2 protein-coding genes are annotated in these 16,214 nt (G+C 76.7%); both read left to right on the top strand.

Annotated features, from left to right (window positions below):
• Nucleotides 1-146: 146 nt before the first annotated feature.
• Nucleotides 147-9,002 (top strand): SDR family NAD(P)-dependent oxidoreductase, encoded by an 8,856-nt coding sequence (locus ACH4B3_RS33940; protein ID WP_398469590.1) that lies wholly within the window; start codon nucleotides 147-149, stop codon nucleotides 9,000-9,002.
• Nucleotides 9,003-9,047: 45 nt separating this feature from the next.
• Nucleotides 9,048-16,214: type I polyketide synthase (locus tag ACH4B3_RS33935; RefSeq protein WP_398469588.1), on the top strand; the 7,167-nt coding region annotated here is incomplete at its 3' end.

Raw genomic sequence — 16,214 nt, 5'->3', positions numbered from 1 at the left:
CCGGCCTCGACATCACCTGGACCCACTGGTACCCCACACCCCCACCCCCCACCACCGACCTCCCCACCTACCCCTTCCAACGCGACCGGTACTGGTCGGCGGCAGGCCGTGCGGCCGGTGATGTCAGCGCGGCCGGCCTGCGCCCGGTGGAGCACCCGCAGTTGTCGGCGGCGACGGGGCTGCCCGGCGGCGGGCTGCTGCTCACCGGGCGGTTGCCGGCCGAGGGCGAGTTCGGTGACGCCGTGGTGCCCGGAACGGCGCTGGTGGAGTGGGCGTTGCGGGCTGCCGACGAGGCGCGCTGCGGCGGCGTCGAGGAGCTGACCTTCCAGGTCCCGCTGACCCTGTCGGCCGGTTCCGAGTCGCGGCTCCAGCTGGTGGCGGACGCCCCCGACCCGGCGGGCCGCCGCGCTCTGCGCATCTGTTCCCAGCCCGTGGTGGCCGTGGCCGCGGATCCCGAGGACGGCGACAGTTGGATCTGCCATGCGACGGGGGTCCTCGCGCCCGGTACCACGGCGGGCGCGGGACTCACCGGCCCGTGGCCCCCGGCCGGCGCGGAGCCGGTGGACATCATCGCCCTGTACCCACCCGCCGAGGCCGCCGGTGACCGGTACGGTCCGGCGTTCCGGGGCGTCCGGGCGGTGTGGCGGCACGGCGCCGATCTGCTCGCCGAGGTGGCACTGTCCCCGGAGGCCGAGGAGGACGCCGACGGGTTCGGTATCCATCCCGCGCTGCTCGAGGCCGTTCTGCAACCGGCGGCGCTGCTGGACGAGTTCGCCGACGGCCGGACCTGGCTGCCGTTCGCCTGGACCGGGGTGTCCCTGCACGCGGGCGGCGCGACCGCCGTCCGGGTCCGGCTCCGGTCGCGGGAGCCGCGGGACGGCAGGGCCAAGGAGCTGGACGTCACCGTCGCGGACCCGGCCGGCGCGCCGGTGCTCGGCGTGGAGTCGGTCACCCTGCGCCCGGCCGACGGGGACGGGCTGCAGGCCGCGGAACGACCGTCCGCCGACGACCTGTTCGCGGTGGAGTGGACACCGCTGCCGCCGGCGGACCGGCCCGGGCCCCTGGCGGCCGAGGGCGGCGGCGCGCTGGACGGCAGCGCCGGGCCCGGGCACCCGGACGGCGTCCCGGCCGCGGACGGCGGGCCCGCACCCGAGGTGGTGTTCGTCCCCCTGCGACCGGCGGACGACCCCGGTGCGGAGCCCGGCGCGGCCGGTCTGGCGATGGCCCGGCACGCCCTGCGGCTCGTCCAGGACTGGCTGGCGGATCCGGGTTCACGGGACTCCCGGCTGGCGCTGATCACCTCCGGCGCGGTCCGGGTCGGCGACGAGGAGGGTCCGGCGGATCCGGGCGGCGCGGCGGTCTGGGGCCTGATCGGGGCGGTCCAAGCCGAGTATCCCGGCCGGTTCACCCTGGTCGACACCGACACCGACACCGACGTGGACGCGGACGCCCGCACCGGCACCGGCACGGACGCAGACGTGGACGGCACGCTGGCCGCCGCGGTCCGCAGCGCCATCGACGCGGACGAACCGCAGATCGCGCTCCGGTCCGGCGTGGTGTCGGTCCCGCGGCTGCTGCGCATCGGCGGTCGACCCGAGCCGGCCGGCGGGGCCGACCTGTCCGGTGGCACGGTGCTGGTCTCCGGCGGCACGGGTCCGCTGGGCGGCCGGATCGCCGAACATCTGGTGCGCGCCCACGGCGCCCGGCGCCTGCTGCTGCTCCCCGGCTCCGGCGACCCGGCCGACGGTGACGCGACGGCCGCGCTGGCCGAGCGGCTGACCGGCCTGGGGGCGGAGGTGGAGGTGGCGGCGGTCGAGGTGGCCGACCGTCCCGCGGCTGCCCAGGCCGCGGCCGCCGGCGGCCGGCCACTGGTGGGCGTGGTGCACATCGCCGCGGTGGCCGAGGACGCCCCGGTGGAGTCCTGGGACGCCGAGCGGCTGTCCCGGGCCTGGGCCTCGACGGCCCAGGCCGGGTGGGACCTGCACGCCGCCACCCGTGACCTGCCGTTGCGGATGTTCGTGGTGCTCTCCGCCACGGGTGTCGTGGCCGGACCCGGCCGGGCCGGCGGCGCCGCCGCCGCGGCCGGCGCCGACGCATTGATCGCGCACCGGCGGGCCGCCGGGCTCCCGGGCGTGAGCGTGCGGTGGACGCCGGACGAGCCGGGCACGCCGTACGCCCTGCGGCTGTTCGACACCGCGCTCGGCAGCGGCCGCCCCGTGGTGGTGGCCGCCGGCCCCGGCACCGTCCGGCCGGGCCCCACCGCCCCCGCGCTGCTGCGCGCCCTGGCCCGGCCCGTCCGGCGGCGCGCCGCGGCACGTCCGTCGGAGGAACCCGCCCTTCTCACCCGGCTCGCCGGTCTCGACCCCGCCGGACGCCGTGACGTGCTGCTGGAGACGGTCCGCCGGACCGCGGCGGTGGTCCTGGGCCATACGTCCGACGCGGCGATCCGGCCCGAGACCGCCTTCAAGGAGCTGGGTTTCGACTCCCTCATGGCGGTCGGGCTGCGCAACCGGCTGGCCGACGCCACCGGGCTGCGGCTGGTCACCACCCTGGTCTTCGACCACCCCACGCCCCGGGCCCTCGCCGACCACCTGCTGGAGCGGCTCGCCGGCGGCACGCCCACCATGTCACCGGTGGCCGGGCGGGCCAGGGCCGGCCGCGACGACGACGACCCGATCGCCGTGGTGGCGATGGGCTGCCGATTCCCCGGCGGCGTGACCTCGCCCGAGGAACTGTGGGAGCTGGTCGCGGCCGGCCGGCACGTGGTCGGTCCCTTCCCCACCGACCGGGGCTGGGACCTGGCCCATCTGTTCCATCCCGACTCGGGCAACCCCGGCACCACCTACGCCTCCGAGGGCGCGTTCGTCTACGACGTGGCCGGCTTCGACGCCGCCTTCTTCGGCATCAACCCCCGCGAAGCCCTGGCCATGGACCCCCAGCAGCGGCTGGTCCTCGAAACGGCGTGGGAGACCCTCGAACGCGCCGGGATCGACCCGCACACCCTCAAGGACACCCTGACCGGCGTCTACACCGGCGTGATCTACCACGACTACGCCACCGGGCTGCCTCCGGGCGACCCCCGGCTGGACGGCTACACGATGCTGTCCAGCATCGGCAGCATCATCTCCGGCCGGGTGGCGTACACCCTGGGCCTGCAGGGGCCCGCCGTCACCGTCGACACCGCGTGCTCGTCCTCCCTGGTCTCCGTGCACCTCGCCGCCCAGGCCCTGCGCCAGGGCGAATGCGATCTGGCGCTGGCCGGCGGGGTGACCGTGATGGCCACCCCCGACCCGTTCACCGGGTTCTCGCGGCAGCGCGGCCTGGCCCCCGACGGCCGGTGCAAACCGTTCGCCGCGGCGGCCGACGGCACCAGCCTGAGCGAAGGAGCCGGGCTCGTCCTGCTCGAACGCCTCTCCGACGCCCGCCGCAACGGCCGCCGGGTACTCGCGGTGCTGCGCGGCTCCGCGGTCAACCAGGACGGCGCCTCCAACGGGCTGACCGCGCCCAACGGCCGCTCCCAGCAACGCGTCATCACCCAGGCGCTCGCCGACGCCGGCCTCCGCTTCGCGGACGTCGACGCCATCGAGGCGCACGGCACCGGTACCACCCTCGGTGACCCCATCGAGGCCCAGGCCCTGCTGGCCACCTACGGCCAGGACCGCCCCGCGGACCGGCCGGCGTGGCTGGGCTCGGTGAAGTCCAACCTCGGCCACACCCAGGCCGCCAGCGGCATCGCCGGCGTCATCAAAATGATCATGGCGTTGCGCCACGGCCGCCTCCCCGCCACCCTCCACGTCGACCAGCCGACCCCGCACGTGGAGTGGTCCGAAGGCAACGTCCGGCTGCTCACCCGGCCCGTCGACTGGCCGGGCACCGACCGCCCCCGGCGCGCCGCCGTCTCCTCCTTCGGCGCCTCCGGCACCAACGCCCACCTCATCCTCGAACAGGCCCCGCCCGCGCCGGAGCGCCGGTCGGCGACCAGCACCCGCACGCCGGGCGTCGTGCCCTGGCCGCTGTCGGCACGTGACGACCAGGCCCTGCGCGCGCAGGCCTCCGCGCTCGCCGAGCGCCTCCGGGCCGGCGACGAGGTGCCGGTCGCCGACGTGGGGTGGTCACTGACCACCACCCGGGCGGTGTTCGAGCGGCGGGCGGTGATCGTCGGGGACGACCGCGCGGAGATGACCGCCGCCCTGGCGGCACTGGCCGACGGAGCCCCGCACCCCGCCCTGTCCACGCCCGGCGGCTCCCCTGCGGAAACGCCGGGCAAGACGGTGTGGCTGTTCTCCGGGCAGGGCAGCCAGCGCCCCGGTATGGGCGCGGACCTCCACCGGCGGTTCCCGGTCTTCGCCGACGCCTTCGACGAGGTCTGCGCGCTCCTGGACCCGCATCTGGAACACCCGCTGCGCGACGTGGTGTTCGCCACCGGCGACGCGCCCGCCGACCTGATCCACCACACCACCTACGCCCAGGCCGGGCTCTTCGCCTTCCACATCGCCCTGGCCCGCCTGCTGACCGGGATGGGGCAGTCCCCCGACGCGGTCGCCGGCCACTCCATCGGCGAGATCGCCGCCGCCCAGGTCGCCGGGGTCCTCTCCCTGGCGGACGCCGCCCGGCTCGTCGCCGCCCGCGCCACCCTCATGGGCAGCCTGCCCCCGGGCGGTGCCATGGCCACCGTCGACGCGGACGAGGAGGAGGTCACCGCCACCCTGGCCGACCATCCGGGGCTGGCCATCGCCGCGCTGAACACCCCCGCGCACACCGTGATCTCGGGCCCCGCCGATCAGGTGGCCGCCGCCACCGCCCGGTGGCGGGAACGGGGCCGCCGCACCCGCGAGCTGAAGGTCTCCCACGCCTTCCACTCCGCGCAGATGGACCCGGTCCTCGCCCCCTTCGCCGAGGCCGTCGGCCGTCTGGACCTCCACCCGCCCCGCATCCCGCTGATCAGCAACCTCACCGGCCGGCCCGCGGGCGAGGAGATCACCACCGCCGACTACTGGGCCCAGCACATCCGCCGGCCCGTCCGCTTCCACCAGACCATCGGCCACCTCGCCGCGGACACCGCCGTCTTCCTCGAGGTGGGGCCGGTCCCGGTGCTCACCCACGCCGTCCACCACACCCTGCCCGAGACGACCACCGCCACCGCCCTGGCCACGCTCACCGGCACCCGGCCGGACGTCAGCGCCCTGGCCCACAGTCTGGCGGCGCTGCACACCACGCACCGTCCGGTGGACTGGACCCCGTGGTACCCCACCGATCCCGCCCCGAAGACCGTCGGCCTGCCCACCTACCGTTTCCAGCGGAAGCCCTACTGGATCCCGCCCCGCACCTCCGGCGGCACCGGCCCGGGCCACCCGCTGCTGGAGACGGCGACCGCCCTGGCGGACGGCGGCCGGGTGCTGACCGGCCGGATCCCGGCAGCCGACCACGGCGGCTGGCTCACCGAGCACACCATCGCCGGGACCGTCATGCTGCCCGGCACCGCTCTGCTCGAACTCGCCCTCCGCGCCGCCGAGGACACCGCCTGCCCGCACATCGACGAGCTCCTCCTGCACCACCCCCTGGTCCTCCACCCCACCGACCCGCTCGACCTGCAAGTCGTCATCGGCGCCGCCGACGACGGCGCCCGGCACACCCTCCACCTGTACACCCGGCCCCGGTCCGACCCGGCGGCCGAGTGGACCCGGCACGCCACCGCCACCCTGACCGGGGAAGAGGCACCGGAGCGGCCGGCCGCCGACGGGGAGACGGCCTGGCCGCCGCCGGGTGCCGAACCCGTGGACCTCACCGGCTTCTACGACCGCGCCGCGTCGCACGGCTACGCCTACGGGCCCTCGTTCCAGGGACTCCGGGCCCTGTGGCGGCACGGCGACGACCTGCTTGCCGAGGTCACCCTCCCGGCCGCGGGCGGCGCCGAGCCCACCGCCGGCGCCCTCGCCATCCACCCCGCGCTCCTCGACAGCGCGCTGCACCCGCTCGTCGCCGTCACCGACCCGTCCGACGACGAGGTCTGGCTGCCGTTCTCCTGGAGCGGCGTCACCCTCCACGCCACCGGCGCGGACCACGCCCGGGTCCGCATCACCCGCCACGACGAGAGCGCCTACCGCCTCAGTCTGACCGACGCCATGGGCCGGCCCGTGCTCACCGCCGACGCCGTGACCACCCGGCCGACCCGGGCCCGGTCCGCCCCGGCCCACCTGCCCGACGGGCTGTTCACCCTGGAGTGGACGCCGCTCGCGCCGCCCGCCGAGCGGGCGGCGGCGGACCCGACGGTGCCGCGGCCGGTCTTCGTCCGGGCGCCGGTCGCCGAGGGTGCCGACGACGAGCCGGCGGCCGTCCGGCGGGCGTTGACCCTTGTGCAGGAGTGGCTGACCGAGCCACGGCCCGACGGCGCCCGGCTGGTGATGGTGACCCGTCACGCCGTCACCGCGGACGAGGAGACGGCCGTCGATCCCGTCGCGGCGGCCGTCTGGGGCCTGGTCCGCAGCGCCCAGTCGGAGCACCCGGGGCGGTTCGTCCTGCTGGACACGGAGCCGGGCACCGACCCCGGGACGGACGGCCTGGTGGCCGACGCGGTCCGGTGCGCGGTCGAACTGGACGAGCCGCAGCTGGCGCTGCGCGGCGGCCGGATCCTGGTGCCCCGGCTGGTCCGGGCGACCGCCCCGGCCGCACTCGTCCTCCCGGCCGACGGGGAGGCCTGGCGGCTGGACGCCGCGGGCGCGGCGACGCTGGACGCGGTGGCGCCGGTGCCGTTCCCCGAGGCGGCGGAGCCGCCGGCGGCCGGGCGGGTGCGCATCGCGGTACGCGCGGCCGGCGTCAACTTCCGTGACGTCCTGATCAGTCTGGGCATGGTGCCCGACCAGACCCGCATCGGCGGCGAGGGCGCGGGCGTGGTGCTGGACGTGGCCCCCGGCGTCACCACGGTGGCGCCCGGCGACCGGGTGCTGGGCGTCTTCGACGGCGCGTTCGCCCCGGTCACCGTCGCCGACGCGCGGATGGTGACCCGGGCGCCGGCCGGCTGGGACTTCCCGCGGGCGGCGGCCGTGCCCATCGCCTTCCTCACCGCCTGGTACGGCCTGGTGGAACTCGGTCGGCTGCGGGCGGGCGAGTCGGTCCTCATCCACGCGGCGGCCGGCGGCGTGGGCACCGCGGCCGTGCAGATCGCCCGCCACCTGGGCGCCGAGGTCTACGCCACCGCCGCCCCCGGCAAGCACGGCGTGCTGGAGGCGATGGGCGTCGACGCCGCGCACCGCGCCTCCTCCCGCGACCTGGAGTTCGAGGACGCCTTCCGCGCCGCCACCGGCGGCCGCGGCGTCGACGTCGTCCTCAACAGCCTCACCGGCGAGCACATCGACGCCTCGCTGCGGCTGCTGTCCGGCGGCGGCCGCTTCCTGGAGATGGGCAAGACCGACCTGCGGGACCCCGACCGGGTGGCCAAGGACTTCGCCGGCGTGGACTACCGCGTGTACGACCTGGTCTCGGACGCCGGGCCGGAGCGGATCGAACGGATGCTGACGGTCCTGATGGCGTTGTTCGAGGAGGGTGCGCTGACGCCGCCTCCGGTGCGCACCTGGCCGCTGACCCAGGCCCGCCAGGCGCTGCGGCACATGAGCCAGGCGAAGCACACCGGCAAGCTGGTGCTGACCGCTCCGCCCGCCCTCGACCCGGACGGTACCGTCCTGGTCACCGGCGGCACCGGCACCCTGGGCGCGCTGGTCGCCGAACACCTCGTCACCACCCGGCAGGTCACCCGGCTGCACCTGGTCAGCCGTCGCGGCCCGGACGCGCCCGGCGCCGGCGAGCTGGCCGCCCGGCTGACCGCGCTGGGCGCCACCGTGCACATCACCGCCGCGGACGCCGCGGATCTCCGGGCCGTGCGGCGGGTGGTCGACGCCATCGGCCCCGAGCACCCGCTCACCGGTGTCGTCCACACCGCCGGCGTCGTCGACGACGCCATGGTCACCTCCCAGACCCCGGAGAGCCTGGACCGCGTCTGGGCCGCCAAGGCGACGAGCGCCGCCAACCTCCACCTGGCCACCGCGCACCTGCCGCTGGCCATGTTCACCCTCTACTCCTCCGTCTCCGGCACGCTCGGCAACCCCGGCCAGGCCAACTACGCGGCCGCCAACGCCTACTGCGACGCCCTCGCCGCGCGGCGGCAGCACGCGGGCCTGCCGGCCACCTCCATCGCCTGGGGGCTGTGGGCCACCACCAGCGAGATCACCGGAAACCTCGGCCGGGCCGACGTGGCACGCATGGGCCGCACCGGCGTCACCGCCCTCGCCGCCGACCAGGCGCTGGCACTGTTCGACGCGGCCCACCGGCACGGGGACCCGCAACTGGTGGCGCTGCGCCTCGACACCCGGGCGCTGGCCGCGCAGCCGCCCGCCACCCTGCCCGCGGCGCTGCGCGCCCTGGCCACCCGCCCGGGCGGGGCCGCCCGCCGCAGCTCCGCGACGGGGCAGCGCCCGGACGACTGGACCCGTCGGCTCGCCGGGCTCCCGGCGGCCGAGCAGCGGCAGCAACTGCTCACGCTGGTGCGCGGCAACGTCGCGACCGTGCTCGGCCACGCCGACGCCGAGGGCGTGCGGGAGGAGACCCCGTTCACGGATCTGGGTTTCGACTCGCTGACCGGTGTCGAACTGCGCAACCGGATCTCGGCCGCCACCGGGCTGCGGCTGCCCGCCGCGCTGGTCTTCGACTTCCCCTCGGCGCGGGCGCTCACCGACCACCTGCGCGAGCGGCTGGTGGCGGACGGGCCGCCGGCCGCCCGCGGCGGTGCGGACCCGGTGCTCGGCGAGCTGGCGAGGCTGGAGAGCACCCTGTCGGCGCTGGACCTGCCGGATGCGGACGCACGGGCGGTGACAGATCGGCTTGAGGGGCTGCTGGCCCAATGGAAGGCGGCGTCCGCGCCGCCGGCCGGCGACGACCCCGCCGACCGGCTCTCCCTCGCCACCGCCGACGAGGTGCTGGCGTTCATCGACAACGAACTCGGGACCTCGTGAGGGCTCAGTTGACCGCATCGACGCGTATGAAGGTCGTGACCGCACATGCCGGATGAAGAGAGGCTTGTCGACTACCTCAAGCGGGTGGCCACGGACCTGCACGACACGCGGCGGCGGCTGCGCGAGGTGGAGGAGCGGCACCAGGAACCCATCGCCATCACCGCGATGAGCTGCCGGTTCCCCGGTGGGGTGGACTCCCCCGAGGCGCTGTGGGACGTGGTGGCCGCCGGTGCCGACGTGGTGGGTCCGTTCCCCTCCGACCGGGGCTGGGACCTGGCCGGCCTGTACCACCCCGACCCCGACCACCCCGGCACCACGTACACCCGCGAGGGCGGCTTCCTGCGCGACGCCGGCACGTTCGACGCGGGCTTCTTCGGGATCAGCCCGCGGGAGGCGCTGGCCACCGACCCGCAGCAGCGGAAGCTGCTGGAGGTGGCCTGGGAGCTGTTCGAGCGCGCCGGGATCGACGCGACGGGGCTGCGGGGCAGCCGGACCGGGGTCTTCGTGGGGGCGGCCACCATCGGCTCCGCCACCTCGGGACTGCCCGTCCGCCAGGAGACCGAGGGGTACGCGGGCGTGGCCCCCAGCATGCTGTCGGGCCGCCTGTCGTACACCTTCGGGCTGGAGGGCCCCGCGCTGACCGTGGAGACCGCCTGCTCCGCGTCGCTGGTCGCCATGCACCTGGGCATCCACGCGCTGCGGCAGGGCGAGTGCGGGCTGGCGGTGGCGGGCGGGGTGACCATCATGGCCACCCCCGCGGTGTTCACCGGCTTCGCCCGGCAGCGGGGACTGGCGCCCGACGGCCGGTGCAAGCCGTTCGCCGCGGCCGCCGACGGCACCGGCTGGGGCGAGGGCGCCGGGCTGGTGCTGCTGGAGCGGCTGTCCGACGCGCACCGCAACGGCCACCCGGTACTCGCCGTCATCCGCGGTTCCGCGGTCAACCAGGACGGCGCGAGCAACGGCATCACCGCCCCCAACGGTCCGTCGCAGCAGCGCGTCATCCGGCAGGCGCTGCTCAACGCCCGTCTGTCGTCCGCCGAGGTGGACGCGGTGGAGGCGCACGGGACGGGCACCCGGCTCGGCGACCCGATCGAGGCCGACGCGCTGCACGCCACCTACGGGCGGCAGCGGCCGGCCGACCGGCCCCTGCTGCTGGGCTCGATCAAGTCGAACATCGGCCACACCCAGGCCGCCGCCGGAACGGCGGGCGTGATCAAGATGGTGATGGCGATCCGGCACGGCATGGTCCCGGCGACCCTGCACGTCGACGAGCCGACCCCGCACGTGGACTGGGGCTCGGGGGCGGTCCGGCTGGTGACCGAACCGGTCGCCTGGCCGGAGACGGACCACCCGCGCCGGGCGGGGGTGTCGTCGTTCGGCGTCTCCGGGACCAACGCGCACCTGATCATCGAGGAGGCGCCCGACCTGTCCACATCGGCCCCGGCGGCCCCGGCGGCCCCGGTCCCGGCCGACGGGACGGACCCGGACCGGGGTCCGGACGGGGGCGCGCCGGCGCTCCGCCCGGTGGCCACCGGCGACGTGGTGCCCTGGGTGCTGTCCGCGCGGAGCGAGGCGGCGCTGGCCCGACAGGCGCGGCGGCTGGCCGAGTCGGTGCGGGGCGATCCGGCGGCCGGTGTCGCGGACCTGGGCCGCTCGCTGGCGACGGCCCGCGCCCGGTTCGAGCGCCGGGCGGTGGTCGTGGGCACCGACCGGCCGTCGCTGCTGGCCGGGCTGGACGGGCTGGCCGCCGACGAGCCCGGTCCCGGGGTGGTCACCGGCATCGCGGGGCCGGCCGGCCCCGGTCCGGTGTTCGTCTTCCCCGGCCAGGGCGCCCAGTGGCCGGGCATGGCGTGCGGACTGCTGGACTCCTCCCCGGTCTTCGCCGCCCGGATCGCCGAGTGCGAGCGGGCGCTGGCACCGTACGTGGACTGGTCGCTGACCGCCGTGCTGCGCGGCACGGACCGGACGACGGACCCCGGGCGGGACGATGTGGTCCAGCCCGTGCTGTGGGCCGTGCACGTCGCGCTGGCCGAGGTCTGGCGGAGCTTCGGCGTCGTCCCGGCGGCCGTCGTGGGGCATTCCCAGGGCGAGGTCGCCGCCGCCTGCGTCGCCGGGGCGCTGACCCTCGACGACGCGGCCCGGATCATCGCCCGGCGCGTCCAGGCGCTCCACCCGCTGATCGGTCACGGCGCCATGGCCTCCCTCGGCCTGGGCGCCGAGGAGACCGCCCGGCTCCTGGCCGGCCTGGGACCCGCGGCCGGGGACGTCGCCGTGGCGGCCGTCAACGGCCCGCACGCCACCGTGGTCTCCGGCGCCCCCCACCACCTGGCCGCCGTGCTGGACGCCGCCCGGGACCGCGGCGCGCGCACCCGCACCATCGACGTCGCGTACGCCTCGCACGGCCCGCACGTCGACCGCATCCACGACGACGTGGTCGCCGCCCTGCGGGGGGTGGCTCCGGCCGGCTCCGAGACCGCGTTCTACTCCACCGTCACCGCGGAGCGCCTGGACACCGCGGCACTCGACGCGGAGTACTGGTTCGGCAACCTCCGCCGGCCGGTGCGTTTCGCGGACACCGTGCGCCGGCTGCTGGCCGACGGATACCGCGTCTTCCTCCAGTGCAACCCGCACCCCATCCTCGCCACCAGCCTGCAGGAGCTCTTCGAGGAGTCCGGCCACCGCGCCGCCTCCGTCGCCACGCTCCGCCGCGACCACGGCGGTCCGCGGCAGCTCGCCCTGGCGCTCGCGCAGGCCCACGCCGCGGGCCTGGACGTCGACTGGCGCCCATGGTTCCCGGACGGCCGGCCGCCGCACGCGGTCCGGTTGCCCACCTACCCCTTCCAGGGCAAGCGGTACTGGATACCCTCCGGCGGGCAGGGCCCGGGGGACCTGTCCGTCGCCGGTCAGCACGCCGTCGACCACCCGGTGCTGGCCGCCGCGGTGGGCCTGCCCGACGGCGGCGTGGTGCTCACCGGACGCCTCTCGGCCGGCGCGGGCGACGGCTGGCTCGCCGACCACGTCGTCGGCGACGCCACGCTGCTGCCCGGGGCGGCCATGGTCGAGTGGGCGCTGCAGGCCGCCCATGAGGCGGGCTGCGCCGCGGTGGAGGAGCTGGCCCTGGGGGTCCCGGTCGTGCTGCCCGCTTCGGGGGCCCTGCGGATACGCGTCGCGGTGGGCCCCGCGGACGAGGCGGGCAGGCGGCCGGTGGAAGTGCACTCGGGGCCCGACGAGCCCGGCGTGGCGGCGACCGCCGGCTGGGTGTGCCACGCCACCGGTGTGCTGGCGCCCGGTGCCGGCGACACCCCGCCGGACGGCCCGGCGGCGCCCTGGCCGCCACCGGCGGCGGAACCGCTGGACGTCTCGGACTTCTACCGGCGGGCCGCGGCCGGCGGCTACGGCTACGGCCCGGCGTTCCGCGGGCTCACCGCGGCCTGGCGGGACGGCTCCGACCTGCTCGCCGAGGTCGTACTGCCGGAAGCGGCCGGGGGCGGCACCGACCGGTTCGGCATCCATCCGGCGCTGCTGGACGCCGCCCTGCACGCGGGGCTCCTGGACGGCGCCGGGGCGGACGCGCCGGACACCGGGCAGGTGTGGCTGCCGTTCGCCTGGAGCGGGGTGTCGCTGTGGGCCACGGGGGCGCGCCGGGTGCGGGTGCGGATGTCACCGGTCGGCGGCGGGCGGCGGGTGTCGCTCACCGACGAGACCGGCGCGCCGGTCCTCGACGCCGCGTCGGTCGCCGTACGCCCCACCGAGGCGGCGGGGTTGCGGGCCCACGGCGAGCGCGCGGGCGACGGGCTGTTCACCGTGGACTGGGTGACCGCGCGGGGCGGCGCCGACCCGGAGCCGGTTCCCCGGGACGGCAGTTGGGTGACGGTCGGCGGCGGGTTGGGGTCGCTCGCGGGGGTGGCGGACCACGCCGGTCCGGGCGATCTGCTCGCCGCGGTGGACGCCGGGGGCCCGCTGCCGGCCGTCGCGCTGCACGGGGTGCCCGCGACGGCCGCTCCGGACGACGGCCTCGCGGTGGTCACCGGCGTGCTGACGCTGGTGCACGGATGGCTGGCCGAACCGCGGTTGGCGGACACCCGGCTGGTCCTGGTCACCTCGGGCGCGGTGTCCCCCGCCGGTGACGAGGGTGCCGCGGATCCGGGGGGCGCGGCCGTGTGGGGGCTGGTCCGTTCGGTGCAGGCCGAGCACCCGGACCGGTTCACCCTGCTCGACCTGGCCGCGGACACCGGAGCGGAGGAGCTGGCCCGGGCGGTGCGCCGGTCCCTGGAGGGGGACGAGCCGCAGCTGGCGGTGCGCGCGGGCGGGGTGCTGGTGCCCCGGCTGGTGCGCGCCCCGGCGGGTTCCGGGGCGGCCGGCGCCCCGGACCGCCCTGACTCCCCTGACGCCCCGGGCTCCCTGGGCTCCCCTGGCTCCCTCGGGCTGGCCGGCGGCACGGTGGTGGTGTCGGGCGGTACGGGGGTGCTGGGCGGCGTGGTCGCCGGTCATCTGGTGCGCGCGCACGGCGTGGCGCGGGTGCTGCTCCTCTCCCGCCGCGGTGACCGGGCCCCCGGCGCGGCCGAGCTGGTCGAGCGGCTCGGCGCCGAGGGCGCCCGGGTGGACGTGGCGGCCGTCGACGTCTCCGACGAGGCGGCGCTGGCCGGGGTGCTGGCGACGATCCCCGCCGACCAGCCGCTGGTGGGCGTGGTGCACGCCGCCGGGGTGATCGAGGACGCCCTGGTGGAATCCTGGGACGCCGACCGGCTGGCGCGCGTGTGGGCCCCGAAGGTTTGTGGCGCGTGGAACCTGCACGCCCTCACCCGCGACCTGCCGCTGCGGATGTTCCTGGTGTTCTCCTCCGCCGCCGGTGTGGTGGGCAACGCCGGCCAGGCCGGGTACGCCGCCGCCAACGCCGGTGCCGACGCCCTGATCGCCCACCGGCGCGCCGCCGGACTGCCCGGCACCTCGGTCGCCTGGTCGCTGTGGGAACGGTCCTCGGCGATGACCGAGCACCTCACCGAGACCGGCCTGGCCCGCCTCGGCGCCCTCGGTATGCGTCCCCTGCCGACCTCGCGCGGCCTGCTGCTGCTGGACGCGGCGTACCGCGCCGGCCACCCGCTGGTGGTGGCCGCGGACCTGGACGCCACGCGGCTCGGCCCGGACGGCCCCGCCATGCTGCGCGCCCTGGCCCGGCCGGTTCGCCGCGCCGCCGGGGAGGCCCGTCCCGGTGGTGCCACGCTGCCCGGCCGGCTGGCCGGTCTCGACGAGGCCGCCCGGGGCGAGCTGGTGCTGCGGACGGTGCGCCGGATGGTGGCGGTGGTGCTGGGCCATACCTCCGACACCGCGATCGAGGACGAGGCCGCCTTCAAGCAGCTGGGCTTCGACTCGCTGACCGCGGTCGAGCTGCGCAACCGCCTGGCCGCCGCCACCGGGCTGCGGCTGCCCGCCACCCTCGTCTTCGACTACCCCACCCCCCGGGCCCTGACCGACCACCTCCTGGGGGTCCTGACCGCCCGGGCCGCGTCCGGCCGCGCCGCTCCGGCCAGGACCGGGCCGGCGGACGAGCCGGTCGCGGTGGTGGCGATGGGCTGCCGCTTCCCCGGCGGGGTGACCTCGCCGGAGGAGCTGTGGGACCTGCTGACGGCGGGCCGGCATGTGCTCGGCCCGTTCCCCACCGACCGCGGCTGGGACCTGGCCGGCCTGTTCCACCCCGACCCGGACCACCCCGGCACCAGCTACGTCTCCCAGGGCGCGTTCCTCCACGACGCCGGTGGCTTCGACGCCGCCTTCTTCGGCATCAACCCCCGGGAAGCCCTGGCCATGGACCCCCAGCAGCGGGTCCTGCTGGAAACCGCGTGGGAGACCTTCGAACGTGCCGGCATCGACCCGCACACCCTGAAGGAGAGTCCGACCGGCGTCTACGCGGGCGTCATGTACCACGACTACGGCGCCGGCCTGCCTCCCGGCGACCCCCGGCTGGACGGCTACGCCGGGCTTTCCGGCACCAGCAGCATCGTCGCCGGCCGGGTGGCCTACACCCTCGGTCTCCAGGGCCCCGCCGTCACGGTGGACACCGCCTGCTCGTCGTCCCTGGTGACCATCCATCTGGCCGCGCAGGCCCTGCGGCACGGCGAGTGCGACCTGGCGCTCGCGGGCGGCGTGACCGTGCTGGCCACCCCCGGTGTGTTCACCGGCTTCTCCCGGCAGCGGGGGCTGGCGCCGGACGGCCGGTGCAAGCCGTTCGCCGCCGCGGCCGACGGCACCGGTTTCGGGGAGGGCGCCGGTCTGGTGCTGCTGGAACGGCTCTCCGACGCCCGCCGCAACGGACACCGGGTACTCGCGGTGCTGCGCGGCTCGGCGGTCAACCAGGACGGTGCCAGCAACGGACTCACCGCCCCCAACGGCCCCTCCCAGCAACGCGTCATCCAGCAAGCCCTCGCCAGCGCAGGCCTGCAACCCGCCGACATCGACGCCGTCGAAGCACACGGCACCGGCACCACCCTCGGCGACCCCATCGAAGCCCAGGCCCTCCTCGCCACCTACGGCCAAAACCGCCCCGACGACCAACCCCTCTGGCTCGGCTCGGTCAAATCCAACATCGGCCACACCCAAGCCGCCGCGGGCATCGCCGGCGTCATCAAAATGATCATGGCCCTGCACCACGCCCACCTCCCCGCCACCCTCCACATCGACCACCCCACCCCCCACGTCGACTGGACCACCGGCAACATCCACCTCCTCACCCGACCCACCCCCTGGCCCCACACCCCCCACCCCCGCCGCGCCGCCATCTCCTCCTTCGGCGCCTCCGGCACCAACGCCCACCTCATCCTCGAACAAGCCCCCACCACCCCCGACACACCACCCGCACCCGACCGCCCGTCGCCGGTACCGGTGGTCTGGCCGGTGTCGGCCCGCTCCGACGAGGCGCTGCACGCCGCGGCGAGGTCGCTCGGCGACCGGCTGGCAGCCGACGACTCCACCCCGGTCGCGGACGTCGGATGGTCACTGACCACGACCCGGGCGACATTCGAACGCCGTGCGGTGGTCGTCGGCAGCGACCGCCGGGAGATGACCGCCGCTCTCGACGCGCTGGCCCGGGGCCTGCCCCACCCGCACCTGGTGACCCCGCCCCCCGGGGGGTTGTCGTCGGGTGGTGTGGTGTGGCTGTTCTCCGGACAGGGCAGCCAGCGGACGGGGATGGGCGCCGGACTGTACGAGCGGTTCCCG

The sequence above is a fragment of the Streptomyces sp. NPDC018031 genome, assembly GCF_044327625.1.
GTDB lineage: Bacteria > Actinomycetota > Actinomycetes > Streptomycetales > Streptomycetaceae > Streptomyces.
The sequence above is the reverse complement of the archived record's forward strand: the minus strand, read 5'-3'. Positions and strand labels throughout refer to the sequence as shown.